The sequence below is a fragment of the Roseburia sp. AF20-18LB genome (genome assembly GCF_003461185.1).
In the GTDB taxonomy this organism is placed as follows: domain Bacteria; phylum Bacillota; class Clostridia; order Lachnospirales; family Lachnospiraceae; genus Roseburia_C; species Roseburia_C amylophila.
The window spans coordinates 967,084-983,474 of the sequence record NZ_QTWP01000001.1; the positions used below are offsets into that span (position 1 = coordinate 967,084).

Consider the following 16,391-nt stretch of genomic DNA (forward strand, 5'->3'; position numbering starts at 1 on the left):
TGCTTTACTTCTGTTCCTGTTCTTCAAAGAACTTATACGTTCCTTTGGATTCTGCTTTTACTGCATACAGAAGATCATCTGCCACTTTAATCATTTCATCAATGTCTTCTGCCTTCTTTACCTGATTGGAAGAAATAATACCAATAGAGCAGGAAAGTAATTTCTTATCATCAATCTCAACCGGCTGTCCGATTTCTTTTGCAATCAGTTCCCTGAACCCATCCTGTTTCTTAATCTCTTTATAGATAGCCTTTGCGGTAGCCTCTAAGGTCTTTTTTTCTCCGGTGTAGAGGAAAATAATAAATTCATCACCACCGAAACGTGTCACAAAGCCCTTGTCCCTGCAGACCCTGCTGAAGATATTTGCCATGGACTTAAGCAGCAAATCTCCCACATCATGCCCAAAGGTGTCATTATATCCTTTGAAATTATCCAGATCGATAAACATAATACCAAAATCATGCTTCATGTGGCCCTTTTTAATCTTCCGGATAATTTCCCCGATGTTCTGATAGAATCCCTTCCTGTTGAGAATTCCTGTCAGCTGGTCGGTTACTGCAGATTTATACAATGCAGTATTCATTTCGTAGAGCTTCTCATATGCATAGAGACGATTCAGTGCATACTGCACTTCCCGGAACAAAAGCTCATAAATCCGCATATCACTCTCATCTAACATATAGCGGCTGATGGAGGAATGCCAGTTATCCTTCATCAGAATATATGCTATCATAATACTTGTTACTTTTCCATTGTCAAAGAATGGAATAGCAACAAGGGAGCATACATTATCTTCACCAAACAGTTTGACCACATTCAGATGTTCCGAATAGTTACTGCTGATTTTCGATACAACAAACCCTCTCTGTGTCTTTTCGAACACTTCCTTTAAATACTTCTGCTCCTTCATAGAAAGGCTGGCTTCTGTATTATCATAAAGTACCTTTGGTTTTCTTCCATGATACTGTATATATAATGCCCGGTCCAAATTAAAATGATACAGGAATGTCCGCATAACATTCTCTACCATTACTTCTGCCGAAACATCCGTCACATCAATTGTCTTCTGCCATGTCGACAGAAAATCCATCTGACGGCGTTCCTGCTTGTAAGCACGGTTTATGCTTTCCTGCTTCAGCTGCATTTCCATCTCCTGGGAAGATATCACATGAAGAGGTTCTTCTGATAAATACTGTTCTAATGGCTCTAATACCTTAATTTCTTCATCTGTGAGAGAATGGGTATTATCCTCAAGATATTGTTTTAAGATTGCCTCTTCATTGCTCTTAAGTTCCATTCTTCCTGTCTGCCCATAAAAGCGGATCCTGTCCTTACGGAACAGCTGATAACAGAAGAACTGGTTTCCCTCAGTCCGCACCAGATGTGTCTCTGCACAATTAAAATCTTCAAATGCAGACGAATCATTACCGGAATCCATTCCAAGTAATGCCCGTGTGAAATGATAAAGGAACATATCGTCATCACAACGTGCATAATCGTGGATGATTCCCACATCATTCTGAAGCTTTTCTTTTTCAATTATGTAATTCAAGAACTGTTTGCAGTTATTGAGGTACTGTTCACAGTTGAAGCGGTTGCCAAGTTTCTGGCTGCACAGTGCCAGAAGTCCATACAATTTACTTAAATTACAGACCCTCAGACTATTTAAATGCAGACGTTCAATGGTCTTCATACAGCGCATCAGATATTCATTGGCTTCCTTGAATTCTTCTGCTGCAATACAGTTAATTGCCATATTGTAATATACTTCCGCAATATCCTCCGGCAATTCCAGATTATATAAAATTTCTACTGCTTTCTGAAAATAACGCTTTGCAAGGTCGTTCTGTCTTAATGCCGTTAAGGTATAACCGATTCCCGAGAAAATACGTCCACTTTCCAAGGAGCGTTTATTATCCAGTGCTTCAAAAGTTCTTACCGAATACAGCAGCGCAATCGGATACATACCGTTGGTAGACGCCAGCATAATGTTCTTCTGATATGCATTGTAAATAAGCTGTGTATTGCCAATTTCTGTTGCCAGTCTGATTCCCTTACTGAAATAAATAAGCTGGGATTCGGAATAATATGCCTTTGCCACAATCTCCGGCTTATTGTCATAGGCATATACATAAATGTACGCCAGATGATTCCGGTAGTCATATTTCATTAATTTTTCAATCATGGCATCACTGACTTCCACATTCTGTGCACAGAAGAAAATATTATTCCAGCCTGCCATCTTCGCCTGTATTTCTACCAGCTCTGCTTCAAACTGACCGCGCTCCATGCCGCCTTCTATTGCAATACTTTTTGCAACACCTGCACATTCAGTGGCTTCCTGCAGTTTTGACTGATACATATAAATTACAGAGCGGAGATAATATGCATAAAAACGCATCCTGCGGTTCTTTTTCTTCTCTGCAAGCTGTAAGATACCCTCACTTATTTCCAGTGCTTTTGGCAAATCCCTCATATATACCGATACATATGCATAGAACTGCCAGAGTTCGTATTTCACTTCATCCGATACTGTAAAATTATCAAATCTGATTCTGCGGTCTACTTTTTCCAGATAAAACAACGCCTGTTCAAAATCCATGAAAAAGACAAGATTCTGCAATGTTCTGATATCATCTTCAATACTTTCTGCTGTAATAACCTCATCTCTTTGTTCCCGGGATTCTCCGGCATTTCCAATGCGGAATATTGCAACATTATTATCCAATTCCTCCGTTACGTTTTCCCAGCCCGGCAGCATATATTCCGGCAGACGCTGCTGCTCATTCATGCCGAGAACGATTCCGATATTCTCTGTATGCTCTGCTTTTAACAGTTCATAGACTATTTCTATGGTTCCATTTCCGGCAAACTGCATGCGGTTAATCCAAAGCATAAACGGCTGTATCTTAGAAACTTCAACAAGCATTGCCACAATAGCATCATGCATCCGCTCCCGCTCATAGTCAACTTCTGTATACAATAAACTCTCTTTCCGGATACATTTTCCACTCTCCCGGTATGCTGCAATAATCGGACGCTGCAGGGAATAGACATTACACTTGTCCAGGAATTCATCAAATGTCATCTCCTTCTGCTGGTCGAAAAGTTCCAAAATCAAATCCAGAAAAGGCTCATATGCTCCCGATAATTTCTCTGCCCGGAATTCGTAGGCTACAAAACGAACCTCTTTATTATTCGTTATCTGCTCTGATATTTCCAGCTGCTTTAATGAAAAATCATTGCTGTATTTTGCCAGAACAATGTTGTGTTCTTTCTTTCCAATCTGTGCAAAAACCTGTTCCAGAATACTGTTATAATATTTTTGAATCATCTGTTTCCCCCTTCAGAAATATTCAAAAAGGCTCTGAAAATATATGATAATTCCCTGTTATCATATACCTCCCTTTCTCTTTCTGTAATAACCTGTCTGGTATTTATAATTTATATATTAGTATAGTCCTCAAACCCACGGATTGTCAATGTTTGTTGCGACTTTTTGGGGGCTTTTTGAAGGGAGTTTGAATGAAGTCCTGAAGCAGGTTTTAATAGAAATCCCGTCCTTTCCCGATATCATTTATTTTCATTAAAATACTGCAGTTTTATAATGCATGTATTGGTAATTGCAGAAATTTTAATGCAGCTCTTGCTGCAATCTCCGTTGGGTCAACTATATTTTCTCTGATTCCTGCCAAGGAAAAAGCAATTGGTAATTCAGTACATCCCAGAATCACACTTTGCGCACCCTGTTTAATCAAGGATTTTAAAATATCGTCAAGTCCGTACTTTTCTACATCCTTTTTTCCAGCTTTAATACATTGATAGATTACTGCCATAATTTTCTGTTGCTGCTCTGCATCCGGATAAATCGTTTTGATTCCCTGTGTCCGAAGCTCTTTCTCATAAACCCCACTCTTTATCACGCCATCCGTAGCCAATACGGCTGCACATGATATATTCTGCTCTTTTAAAGCTTTTACTGTCTCGCGGGGCATATGCAATATCGGGATATCAGTAAATATTTTTAACCGATCATAAAAAAAATGTGCTGTGTTACAAGGTATCATCAATAAATCTGCTCCCATATTTTGCAGACTTACTGCACTTTTTACCATCTCTGGTATAGGATCCTCTCCCTTTTCAAGAATAGCTTTCGTTCTATCCGGAATATTCGTGTTACAATCAACACAAACATGCACATAGTTCTGATCGCAGTCTGCATCTGACACTTCAAAAATCTTTTTCATTAAATCGCAGGTAGCCATCGGTCCCATGCCACCAATAATACCTATTGTTTTTTTCAATTCCGTTCCTTCTTCCTCAGGTCATGTGTCAAAGCTCAGAAAGCCCGGAAATCATTATCATTTCCAGGCTTTCCTTGTAATGTACTTCAAATTTTCCATCAAAATCTGACATGCTGTATGTTTACATCATTTTTTAATACTCTACCTTCCACATATAGCGTCGTGTTGTCAGTGGATGCTGTCTCTCCTCAGCCAAAGCCTTATTATAAACCGGATATACATTTGTGAATAAGGAATGGTTAAAATAGTCTACGACTGATGCATCAATTGTAGACAGCCCTAAATCCTTTGCATCAATTACTTCAATCCGTTTTGCATAAGTCTTCAAAAACTTCAATGCACGTTCATCCAACGGTCGATTGGTTCCCTCAGAAACCTGAAGCACAAATGGTACTTCTTTATCTGTAATTTCGAAAGGTCCATGGAAAAATTCCCCACTGTGAATACTGGAAGAATGAATCCACTGCATTTCCATAAAAATACATATACTTTGCATATATGCTGCACCATAACCCGCTCCGCTTGCCATAGTATAAATAATTTTATCATCTTTATATTCCCTGGCAAACAGTTCAGCCCGTTTTTCCACATGCTTACATGCATGTTTCACAATACCATCAATACGTCCAACACCATCCATAAATTCTTCATAATGCTCATACCCTTCTGTCTGATTCAACAGTTCCACTGCCACCAGAAGTGCACAGATAATTTTTTCACCAGCAATATCCTTGTTATCTCCAAAAGTATAATTGATAATATAATCACCAAATGGGGTAATCTCTGATTCCTCTTTCCATGTCAGAATAATTACAGCTGCACCTTTTTCCTTTGCCAGCTTCGCTGCATTAATTGTTTCCGGTGTATTTCCCTTATGGCACGATAAACACACGATTACATTTTTTCCCAAATCCTTCGGAGTACTATATACAAATTCATTACTATTAATTAGTGCTGACTTAATATTTGCACATTCTCTTTCCATAAATGTTTTCGCTGGATAAAGTGCTCCATTAGAACCACCGCATCCCACAAAATATAATGCTTTAATACCACCTTCTTCTTTTCTGCTTTCTAAAATTTCTGTAATTACATTCTTGATTTCTGTTGGCTTCATTGATAATCCTCCCATAAATATTTTTAATAAATTGTTGTTATATTATTCTGCAAGCATTGGTCTCGCTAATTTCTGAATATATGAAATTTCTTCCTGGCTCAGTTTACAATACTCACTATTATCCATACTACATCCGGCATCCTGCACATACATCATTTTGGTATCCTTTTCTACAATGGTAAAAAACCAACGCTCTTTCGGTACATTGTACAATGTTCCTTTCTCCACCGGAGTTAATTCAATATTAAACTTTCCATCTTTTCTGTCCGCTGTAATAATAATACATTTCCCAGAAATCAAAATGAATTGTTCATCTGTCGTATGATGTATCTCTAAATGCTCTAACCCATCAATGTCATTATTCGGTTTCCAATTTTTGATACAAACAACCCATTTTTCATTCCGATATGCACATTCTATTCCTTCTCCATCATACCTGTAACTTGTCGGCTTTATATCCATATAGCGTTCCTCCTTAAACCTTTTAATTATTTCTATTATCAATTATTCTTCCTGCAATTGGCGTTCCATACCCAAACGCTCCTTCGACACCGCAAATCTTTGAAGCGAATTCTGCTCCAGCCTGCATGGCTTTCTTTAAAAGTTCTTTAACATTCCCATCATCTTTACTTTCTTCTTTAAAAAATTCCGGTTCTTTATACCGTAAAATATATGTCAAAAATGTCGCGAAATAAGAGTCTCCTGCACCCATAGTATCCATAATGCTTTCTGCCTTTACAGCTTTTTCATACATCATTTCACCATGGTATAAAATGTATGAGCCATCTTCTCCTATTGTTCCCAGAACAAGCGGAACTCCAAGCTCTTTTACTTTACTCATTTCCCTTTCGCGTTCTTTATCACTTAAATGTGCACAGGAAAGCATTGCCACTTTAATATGCGGACAAATTTTTTCAGATATTCGTCTGTCCATCGATTTGAAAAATCAAATGCAACTGGAAGACCCAAAGAAGCAATTTCTTCTATGTCATCATCTATATAGGCATTCAGATTTGTATAAATCAAATCAAACTTTCTTATATATGAAAAATCTTCCTGCGTAAAATCATAAGGATACTCTTTTGCCACACCTCCATGATTGGATCCGACAAATACGCGATCTCCCTGATTCAGTGTCACACATGCAAATCCATTTTCACCTTCATAATTCCTGCTATGTGAAAAGTCTACATTCATATTTTTCAGTGCTGCCTGAATGCATTCTGCTACTTCATCATTTCCAAATTTACCTAAAAATGCACTTTCTGCATTATTCATATGTGCATATGCACATGTGTTAACACACTGACCTCCTGGATACATTTTCCCCCTGGAAAGATATTTGTCACAAACTGCATCTCCAATTGCAATTATTCTAGGCTGTCTCATTTTTATTTCTTTCTCCTTTCTTTCAATTTTTCTTTCACCCAGACTCCCTCACCTCTTCTTTTTGCAACAAGCAATTATTTTTCCAGATTCGCTCTTTCATTTTTTCAGATAGCCATTATTAATATTTATGTATATCTGGCAATCCATCATGAGGTGGCAGTTCCCACAGCCTGTCAGAATAACACAGGCTGTGTGCTGTTATTGTTTTCTTTATTTTGCCACCACCGGTTTTTATCAGAAAACAAAATATCCTATTCCTGTTGCTACTAATACTGATACAATTGTACATACAAGTCCCGGCCGCATATAGCTGTGATTAAATATAAATTTTCCAATCTTCGTAGTACCTGCCGTGTCAAAAGCAAGACCTGCTATACACTGGCTGGAATCCGGGATAAAATAGTTGGATGAGCATGCCATCCATCCACCTACAATAATATAAGCCGGCAGATTCAATGCAATTGCAATTGGAATCATAATCATTGTCGTAGACGCTTGTGAACTTGTCAGTGCACCTACCAGAAATACTGCAATAATATAAATCCATGGATGTTCATTTGTTAAAGCTGACAAATTTTCTGTAATGAAGTTTGTCTGTGCACCAACAAAAGTATTTACCAGCCAGCAAAGTCCCGCTGCAAGAATAACAGCAAAGAATCCAGTCTTTAACAACGGTACTTCTAAAATGTCGTTACTATCAATTTTACTTACAATAACAATAATTGCGGCAGCTACATACATAATAATCTGGATTAAAGATGTCATTGCTAACTGTGTACCATCGCTAAATGTTGGACGGAGTGCCGGGAAAATACCGCATATTGCAATTACTACCATAGAAACCAGGAAGATAGCAACAGAAATCTTTGCTTTTTTGGTTACCTGTTTTTCTCCTTCTACTTTCTTTTTAAAATCCTTTACCAGTCCATCTGCAACCCTCTGCTGATATTCAGGATCATCCTCTAATTCCAGACCTTTCTTGTATACAGACAATGCTGCAACCAATACTCCTATCAGTGCTGCCGGAATTGCTACCAGCATAATTGTTGCCAGATTTACTTTTTCAAAAATAGTCATATAACCCACAATAGCTACTGTTGCAGCTGTTATTGGTGATCCGGTATTTGCCTGCTGGGATGAAATAATACTAACAGAAATCGGGCGCTCAGGCCGAATTCCATTTTCCAATGCTATTTCATTAATAACCGGAAGTAACGAATATACAATATGTCCGGTTCCACAACAGAATGTAAATAAATACGCTACAAAAGGTGCTACCAAAGTAATGTTTTTCGGATTTTTCCGTAATATTTTTTCTGCAAGCTGTACCATAAAATCCAATCCGCCAGTCGCCTGCATCGTACAGGCTGCGGTAATTACTGCCAACATAATCAGTATAACAGTAATCGGTGGATCTGATGGAGTCACTCTAAAGATATATACGAAAATCAACATTCCGATGCCGCCAGCCATTGCCAGGAAACTTCCACCTTTTCTGGTTCCCCACACAATAATCAGCATTAAAACAATAAATTCAATCCAAAACATGGACATCTACCTCCTCTTTTTTATTTATTCCAAAGCATGTGCACTACTTTAAAACCAAAATGTATTAATTTGTTTTTATTTGTATTGTTTTATTTTGTATCTATTTGTATTATATAGATTCCATACATTTGTGTCAATAAAGAAATACATTTTCGACATTATGCACAATTTTTTGTTTCACTTTTTGTACATCAATATCAATTTAATTGTGCATAGTAAAACCCGCCAGGAGCACTGGCGGGCATACAATTAAATACTTTTTATTCTTCTGTTTTCTCTTTCTTTCACTCAGGCAGTTAAACGTATGAAGAAATAACATAATCCGCCTGACTTACATCCTGATTCTCACCAGCTCCTGTATACGCAACTACCTCTATATTTGCAGCCTTTGCTGCCTGTATACCAATAAACGAGTCTTCTATTGCAATACATTCTTCCGGCTTTGCTTCTAAATATTGCATTGCTTTTCTATAGCATTCCGGATCCGGTTTTCTATTCCGGCACATGTCTCCGCATACCAGCACATCGAACAAACCCAGCATTTTCATCCGGTTCAATGCTACTACAATCAGCCGTGTAGAGGTTGAAGAAACCACTGCCAGCTTTTTCCCCTGTTTTTTCAAACCGGCAATAAACTCCAGTAATCCCTCCATCGGCTTAATGCAGCCATTTTCATATGTATTTCCTATTTCTTTTCTTTTTTGCAAAAGCTGTTCCATTGTTATTTTCTCCGGCGAGCGTTCCAGCAGTTCCAGCAGAATATGGGAATCATGTGAGCCAATTAGTCTATCCCTGTCTTTTTGTGTCAGTTCCACTCCAAACTCTTTTAATGCCAGACCCAGATAATTACCATTACTCTCTTCTGTATCTGCTATAACTCCATCAAAGTCAAACAATACATATTTTTTTTCACAGAATTTTTTCATTAATATTCTACCTTCCACATATAGCGGCGGGTTGTTAACGGATGTTCACGCTTTACTGCCAGTGCGTGGTTGTAAATCGGATATACATTATTAAACAGTGCATGGTTAAAGTAATCTACTACTGTTGCATCAATTGTGGATAAGCCAAGCTCTTTCGCATCAAGAACCTCAATACGTTTTGCATATGTTTTCAGGAATGTAAGTGCTCTCTCATCCAGTTCGCGGGTTGAGCCTTCTGATATCTGAATCATAAACGGACGGTTTGCATCTGTAACTTCAAATGGACCATGGAAAAATTCACCGGTATGAATACTGCTTGAATCAAGCCACTGCATCTCCATAAATATACAGATACTCTCCATATAGGCAGCTCCATATGCTGCACCACTTCCCATTGTATAAATCACTGAATCATTCTGATACTCTTCTGCAAATGCCTCTGCCCTGGCAGCCACATGTGTACGTGCATTTCTGATGATATTGCTAATCATGCCTAAAGCTTCATAGAATTTATCATAATTAGCATATCCCTCCGTCTGTGCAACTAATTCCACTGCCACAAGCAATGCACACTGCGTCTTTTCTCCTGCATAATCAATATCCCCTGCAAGATGATCAGGACTTGCATCAAATGTATAATGTATAATATAATCTCCAAATTCTATAATTTCTGATTCCTCCAGCCATGTCAGAATAATAACCGCCGCTCCTTTTTCTTTTCCTAATTTGGCAGCCTTAATCGTTTCCGGTGTATTTCCCTTGTGGCAGGCAAGACATATAATAGAATTTTCTCCAAAGTCCTTTGGTGTGCTATGCACAAACTCATTACTGTTTATCCAGGCTGATCTCAAAACCTGTGATTCTCTCTCCATAAATGTTTTTGCCGGATAAAGTGCGCCAAGTGATCCTCCGCATCCCACAAAATAAATATTTTTAATTCCACCGATGTCTTTTTTTTCTTCTAAAATTTCTTTCACAATGTTTTTAATGTCTTTACTTACGTATCCCATTTTTTCTCTCCTTTTTATAATGTATTTATTTGTTCTATGTGTTTACTATAATACAATATAATACATTCTGTCAATATATATCATACAATATAGGAAAATATATACATTTTTGCAACTTTGTTTTATAATATTTGTGAAAGTTATATTAGGAGAGAGGTATTTATATGGAACTGAACAACACCATTGCCACACCACTGTACAAACAATTGGAGGAAAAAATACGAAAAGAAATTGACGCCGGAGAACGGGCGGCCGGCAGTCGTCTGCCTACAGAAAATGAATTAAGTGAATCATACCATGTGAGCAGAGTTACTGTCCGAAAAGCATTAGCCGTTTTATCTGAATCCGGATATTTAGAAAGGAAATCAGGAAAAGGAACTTTTGTAGCGGAAAAAAAATTGCAGCGTAATATTACAGAAGTCATAAGTTTTTCTGATATGTGCCGGATGAAAAACGCAACACCTGGAGCTAAGACCATAAAAATTGCATTGGAAGATCCTTCTGAACGGGATTTAACTGAAATGTCACTACACGAAGGGGATAAAATACTCGTAGTGGAAAGAATCCGTTATATGGATAATGTCCCTGTCATCTTAGAGTTCAATAAATTTCCTGAATCCTTTTCTTTTTTATTTGGAGAAGATTTAAACGACTCATCTTTGTATGAAATACTAAGAAAACACAATATCATTCTGGATCATTCACGTAAAACACTTGATATTGTTTTCGCTAATGCCCAAGAGGCTAAGACTTTAAACATCAGTAAGGGGTATCCTCTGCTCCGGATATCAAGTACCATCCACGACGTTGACAACACTATCACGAATCTTTGCAAACAGCTATGTATCGGTGATAAGTTCCAGTTTATTTTTTAGTTACAATTTGTGCTGTTTCCAATGCGGCTCATCTAATAACAAATGCGATAAAGTCCCTTATTACAATTAACTTTATCGCATTTGTTATATCCTTAGAGAAGTCATTATTTCCCATTGTGCTACTATATTTTCTAAGGTTAAAAAGCTCCGGTTTCTGCCACCTGAAAATGCCGGAACAGAAAGGACAATTTCTTATGCATTTATCGAAAAATAAACTGGCGGTCTTTTTTCCGGGCATCGGTTATCACTGTGACAAACCACTGCTCTATTACAGCCGAAAGCTTGTTGCCGAAGCAGGTTATGAAACCGCTCTTACACTGGACTATTCCCTTGCCGGCAGCGATATCACTGGAAATATCCGGGGTAATAGGGAGAAAATGCAGCAGGCTTTTTCTTATCTTTATGAACAGGCTGTAAAACAGCTTTCTTCCGTAAACTGGCAGGATTATGATGAAATTATATTTATCTCAAAGAGCATCGGAACGGTTATTGCCTCTGCCTATGCAAGGAAGGAAAATATTTCCTGCCGCCAGATTCTCTATACCCCTTTACGGGAAACCTATGATTTCCACCCGCAGAATGCCATTGCTTTTCTCGGCACTTCCGATCCCTGGAGCGATATTGAAAAAGTGACTGGCATCAGCAGAGGGCAAAAGATTCCTCTTTTCCTCTATCCGGATGCCAATCACTCTTTAGAAACAAAGGATACACTTGATAATATCAAAACGCTTCGCAATGTCATGGAGGAAACGAAGCGGTTTCTTACTTCATAAATACTTTGTTGCAGCAAGTACCGGTTTATTCTTTTTGAATCAGGATTTTGCCATCCTGAACCTCAATCCGCACTTTATTGGAATCGATACCGGCTTCTTCTAACATTTCTTCTGTCAGCTGCAGCCGGTGGGCTTTATCTAAAACGGAATATTCTTCATGGGTAAATTCTGCTGCACTTGCAAGACGCTGCAGTTCTTCTAAAGATACTTTCCGAATCTTTTCGGTACTGATTTTGCCATCGGAAATCAGCACTGTCCGCTCCACTTTATCCGCCAATGCCATATCATGGGTCACTATGATTATTGTAATTTTAAATTCTTCATTCAGTTTGTGGAACAGCTCAAATATCTGATTTGCAGTCTTTGTATCTACTGCGCCGGTAGGTTCATCTGCCAGAAGAATCGACGGCTGATTGGAAAGTGCAACGGCAATGGCAATCCGCTGCTGCTCGCCACCGGATAGCTGGGAAGGGAACTTATCCGCATGTGCTTCCATACCGACTGCCTTTAATAAATCTCTGGCACGCTTCCGCTTCTCCCGGGCGGATGTTCCCGGATGAACCTGCATGGGTGCTTCAATATTTTCCAGCGCCGTAAGATAAGAGAAAAGATTTCTTGCACTCTTCTGCCAGACGAATCCCACTTTGTCACGGCGGTATAAAACCAGTTCTTTTTCCGTATAGGACGATAAGTCCTTTCCATCCACCATAAGGATTCCTGCTGTGGGTGATTCCAGTCCTCCGATGATATTAAGCAGCGTCGACTTTCCACTGCCGGATTTGCCGATAATTGCCATCATTTCCCCATCTTCTATCGTAAGATCCAGTCCTTCCAGTGCCATGACTTTATGCTGTTCCATCTCATATATCTTTACCAGGCTGTCACACTGAATCATTTTACCAGCCTCCCATCCTTTAATTCATAGACGAAATCACCAAGTTCCATCAGATTCGGGTCATGGGTGGTCATGACTACAGTGATATGCTCCTGCTCTACCAGTTCACGGAAAAGCTTCATGACTGCAAGCCCCGATGCCGTATCCAGTGCACCGGTTGGTTCGTCTGCAAAAATCACCTGTGGTCTGTGGGCAACTGCCCGGGCAATTGCCACCCGCTGCTGTTCACCGCCGGACAACTGATATGGCATATGATAAATCCGTTCTTTCAGTCCGACCCGCTCTAAGATTTCTATTACACGCTTCTTCTGTTCTCCCCTATTTTTCTGCTCTTCCTTATCCTTCTTCCGTTTCTCTTTATCACCGGATAACCGCAGGGCAAATTCCACATTTTCATAGGCATTCATCACAGGAATCAATGCCACAGACTGAAAAACAAATCCCATCCGGTAACGCCGCAAGTCCTCCCGCTCCCTGTCTTTTAAATATTCCAAATCTTTTCCGAAAAATTCCACTTTTCCTTCCGTCGGTACATCAAGAGCACTTAAAAGATTAAGAAGGGTTGTCTTGCCGGAGCCGGAACGTCCCTTTAAAATAGTAAGACTGTTGCTTGGTATCTCCATGGAAACGCCGTCCAAAGCCCGGACGATGCTGCCATCTCCCGACGAAAAATATCTTTTTATATTTTCTGTGCGTATTGCTATCGTCTGTTCCATCAGCTGTCCTCCCCTAACCGAAGTGCCTTTGCAATTTTCATGCTCCGCAGTATTTTCCGGATAATCAGATAACAGAATAACATCACTGCCAGAAGTACCGCTAAAAGCTTCAAAAGGTCTGTAGGATAAATGTATATTTCTATGGCTAGATTATGCTTTTGCGGCAGATAGACCACCATAAGCAGACGTACAAACAAAAGCGTTGTCACTGCTCCGATTCCTCCACCTGCCAGTACCGGTCCTGCCGAGGCAAAAAGCTGTTCCGTTAAAATCATCTTCCGGACTTCTCCCATCCGCATTCCCATTGCACGGTAGACTCCCAACAGCAATTCCCGTTTTTTCAGTGTCATGATCCAATACAGCAGAAATCCTACAGAACATATCACCAATGATAAAATAAAGCTTAATGTAAACATTCCATTTGTCACCTGTACCATGGCTGAATTCCGGTTGCCGGCAAGCTGTTCCTGCAATAAGGTAATATGTTGCGGCTGAACGCCTGCTGCCGCAAAACTTTTCGTAAACATAGTCTCTTTCACACCATCTGAAAGCTTCATCCACACCTGGTAAGGGGTCTGACCAAAAGCACTGATAACGGTGGCATAATTTGCTACCAGAAGATACTGTTCCTGTTCATTTAAATTGCCTTCTTCATCCTTTACATAAGCATATCTTTCATAACCAGGGAAGCAGTCTATGATTGCACAGACCTTTGCCTGCCTGCTGCCCATGGCATCTTCACCAATCTCTGCCGGCAGATACCTTGTATAACTTAAAGTATCTCCCACCTTTAACTTTAATTTGTCTGCCAGATTGGAAGAAATTATTACCCCATCCGGCTCCTCTGCCAGTGCATTCAGTGCATAAAACCAGTGTTCTTTGTTGACACCAGCTTTAAGCCGTGCAGTCTCCCCGAATCCTTTTGTGTGGATTGCCATAAGTTTTCCATCAAAAACTGTTCCGTTTTTCGCAGTAATATCCGTCTTTTCATCGATCAGTACCCTTGTGGCATTTTCACAGACATTTTCTTTGATTAATGTTTCATATCTTCCAAAATCAGGCTCCAGATATTTCCAGCTGGTTTCCTTTTCTTCCATTTTCGAAACCTGCAGCCGGAAGTTTTCTTCCACCACTGCATCTGCTCCGGTGACATATGCAATCTGCTCTTCCATATTCTGATTCATGGTCCGTGCCATATTCGCATCAAAGATTCCACTGGCTATGGTCATAACGAGAAACACTGCTAAAAATCCCGATTGATACCAGGTTCTTTTCAACTGTAAAAATGCCGCATATCCTGCCGGGTGGAATCTGTTCTTAAAAACTCTGTCCACTGCAAGAATCAGATTATAAAAGAGACGTATAAACAATAATCCTGCTGCCAGTATAAACACCGATGTATTCAAAAGGATTACCGGGTCCATTCCCTTTCCGGCAATCATTTCCATTGCAAGACTCTCCTTCTGCCGGTTGTAGTTATAAAGCAGATACCCGGATAAAAGTAATAGCAGAATATCCAGATAACATTTTTTCCAAAATGGATTTTTCACAACACCGTTTTTTGCCATACTTTCATTTACAATGGTGTATTTTGTCCGCCGCAGCGCCGGTATGGTCAGAAACAGAATTACAATAGCCGCCGCCACCAGAGCGTAGAGAATCATTCCGCCATTTAAGGTATACATGCTTACATCTTTTCCGGTAAATTTTAAAAATCCGTCGGTGGAAGCTGCTCCTTTGCACATTCCGTAACCCAGCAAAGGTCCAATCGCTGCGCCTGTCAGTGCCAGAAAGGATGCCTGCAACAGGTAAATCGCACCCACCTGCAATTTTGTTGCTCCACGGCTCCGGAGTACTGCAATCTCCCCTTCTTCCAGAGAAAGTATCTGGGAGGATACCATATAGATAAATAACAGCAGCAGTACAATGCATGGCAGTTCCAATGCCCACAACATCTGCTGTATCGTCCGCTGTTTTGTGAAAAAGGACGTCAGGGTATCTGCCATATTATCCCGATACTTTGTATCTGATGTCCGGAACTGCTGCATATAATCTGCATATTCTGCCGCATGCTTTGCATCTATCTGCCGGTAATCTAACATCAGATTTTCTTCGTAACTGATTTCATCCTGTCCAAAGGAATCTATCATGGCATCAAAAGTATTCTCTGATACAAACAGTGTATTTCCAAAATCACTGAGCGTGTGATACCAGTAACTATCATTGATATTCTTTTCTTTTATGATGCCTGTCACCTTAAAATCCACTTCATAAACTTCTGCTTCACCCTGGATTTTCATATGAAGCACTTCTCCTGTCACCAGTCCGTAGGCATCCATCGTCTCTTCACTGACAAGGCATGGATAACAGCCGTTTATTTTCACCTGATTTCCGCTGTCTAAACCCTCTCCGTATGTAATATCTGTGTTCTTCGATAATTCCGGCAGATATCCAACGGTAAAATATTCATTGGTTCCGCCCAGGCTGGTATCTGCTTTTCCACCGGAAAGGCTTAAATACTGCTCCGATGCCACGGTATCCACCGCCACATATTCGGTCCATTTTTTCTCATATGCCACAAGTTTCTCTAACACTTCCTTTGCAGAACTATAATCCTTCGAAGAATAGCTGCCACTACGATTCATCACTGCAGGAAATGTTTCCTGTTCCTTGGCATAAGTCTCAAATCCGGTTCTTAGCACCTGATTTCCAGCACCACGTTCAAACATCGGATGACAGACAAATAATGCGATAAATAATGTAATTCCAAGAAGCAGGCACAAATTCAGTCCTTTTTTATTCTTTATTTTACAAAAGACAAAACGTAACATTCCAAAT

General features: G+C 39.7%; 14 protein-coding genes. 2 read left to right on the forward strand and 12 right to left on the reverse strand.

What is annotated here, in order from left to right:
- Positions 1-4 precede the first annotated feature (4 nt).
- The 9 genes from DWX65_RS04610 to DWX65_RS04645 form a co-directional block, all read right to left on the reverse strand.
- Positions 5-3,334: a tetratricopeptide repeat-containing diguanylate cyclase gene (locus DWX65_RS04610; protein WP_118172884.1), complete on the reverse strand. Its 3,330-nt coding sequence runs from the start codon at positions 3,332-3,334 to the stop codon at positions 5-7.
- A 268-nt stretch (positions 3,335-3,602) separates the two neighbouring features.
- Positions 3,603-4,304: an aspartate/glutamate racemase family protein gene (locus DWX65_RS04615; RefSeq protein ID WP_118172885.1), complete on the reverse strand. Its 702-nt coding sequence runs from the start codon at positions 4,302-4,304 to the stop codon at positions 3,603-3,605.
- 133 nt (positions 4,305-4,437) lie between these two features.
- Complete coding sequence (locus tag DWX65_RS04620) at positions 4,438-5,421, reverse strand: SIS domain-containing protein (RefSeq protein WP_118172886.1); 984 nt, start codon at positions 5,419-5,421, stop codon at positions 4,438-4,440.
- Between the two features lie 42 nt (positions 5,422-5,463).
- Entirely contained in the window at positions 5,464-5,883 is a 420-nt protein-coding gene (locus DWX65_RS04625; protein WP_199535027.1) for a cupin, read from the reverse strand.
- A gap of 22 nt (positions 5,884-5,905) precedes the next feature.
- Positions 5,906-6,262, reverse strand: coding sequence for a PfkB family carbohydrate kinase (locus DWX65_RS15315; RefSeq protein ID WP_242997797.1), 357 nt, complete (start codon positions 6,260-6,262; stop codon positions 5,906-5,908).
- 23 nt (positions 6,263-6,285) lie between these two features.
- Positions 6,286-6,810 carry a PfkB family carbohydrate kinase gene (locus tag DWX65_RS15320; RefSeq protein WP_330414749.1) on the reverse strand — a complete coding sequence of 175 codons (525 nt, stop codon included), beginning with the start codon at positions 6,808-6,810 and terminating at the stop codon, positions 6,286-6,288.
- 234 nt (positions 6,811-7,044) lie between these two features.
- Positions 7,045-8,358 carry an anaerobic C4-dicarboxylate transporter family protein gene (locus tag DWX65_RS04635; protein WP_117697735.1) on the reverse strand — a complete coding sequence of 438 codons (1,314 nt, stop codon included), beginning with the start codon at positions 8,356-8,358 and terminating at the stop codon, positions 7,045-7,047.
- Between the two features lie 296 nt (positions 8,359-8,654).
- A complete protein-coding gene (locus tag DWX65_RS04640) occupies positions 8,655-9,284 on the reverse strand; it encodes an HAD family hydrolase (RefSeq protein ID WP_117697737.1) in 630 nt (209 codons plus the stop codon).
- Complete coding sequence (locus DWX65_RS04645) at positions 9,284-10,294, reverse strand: SIS domain-containing protein (RefSeq protein ID WP_117697739.1); 1,011 nt, start codon at positions 10,292-10,294, stop codon at positions 9,284-9,286. The genes DWX65_RS04640 and DWX65_RS04645 overlap by 1 nt, the downstream gene beginning before the upstream one ends.
- 164 nt (positions 10,295-10,458) lie before the next feature.
- Here DWX65_RS04645 and DWX65_RS04650 point away from each other — a divergent pair, with 164 nt between their 5' ends.
- Both DWX65_RS04650 and DWX65_RS04655 read left to right on the forward strand, forming a co-directional pair.
- The gene (locus tag DWX65_RS04650) at positions 10,459-11,169 is read left to right on the forward strand and encodes a GntR family transcriptional regulator (RefSeq protein WP_117697741.1); all 711 of its coding nucleotides are present in this window, start codon (positions 10,459-10,461) and stop codon (positions 11,167-11,169) included.
- Between the two features lie 194 nt (positions 11,170-11,363).
- Complete coding sequence (locus DWX65_RS04655; RefSeq protein WP_118087984.1) at positions 11,364-11,942, forward strand: alpha/beta hydrolase; 579 nt, start codon at positions 11,364-11,366, stop codon at positions 11,940-11,942.
- A 25-nt stretch (positions 11,943-11,967) separates the two neighbouring features.
- Here the strand turns inward: DWX65_RS04655 and DWX65_RS04660 are convergent, their stop codons facing one another.
- The 3 genes from DWX65_RS04660 to DWX65_RS04670 are packed head-to-tail and all read right to left on the reverse strand — an operon-like array spanning position 11,968 to position 16,384.
- Positions 11,968-12,837, reverse strand: coding sequence for an ABC transporter ATP-binding protein (locus DWX65_RS04660; RefSeq protein ID WP_117697743.1), 870 nt, complete (start codon positions 12,835-12,837; stop codon positions 11,968-11,970).
- Positions 12,834-13,553, reverse strand: coding sequence for an ABC transporter ATP-binding protein (locus tag DWX65_RS04665; RefSeq protein WP_117697745.1), 720 nt, complete (start codon positions 13,551-13,553; stop codon positions 12,834-12,836). Before DWX65_RS04665 ends, DWX65_RS04660 begins: the two co-directional genes overlap by 4 nt.
- Positions 13,553-16,384 carry an ABC transporter permease gene (locus DWX65_RS04670; RefSeq protein ID WP_118172887.1) on the reverse strand — a complete coding sequence of 944 codons (2,832 nt, stop codon included), beginning with the start codon at positions 16,382-16,384 and terminating at the stop codon, positions 13,553-13,555. Before DWX65_RS04670 ends, DWX65_RS04665 begins: the two co-directional genes overlap by 1 nt.
- Positions 16,385-16,391: the final 7 nt, after the last annotated feature.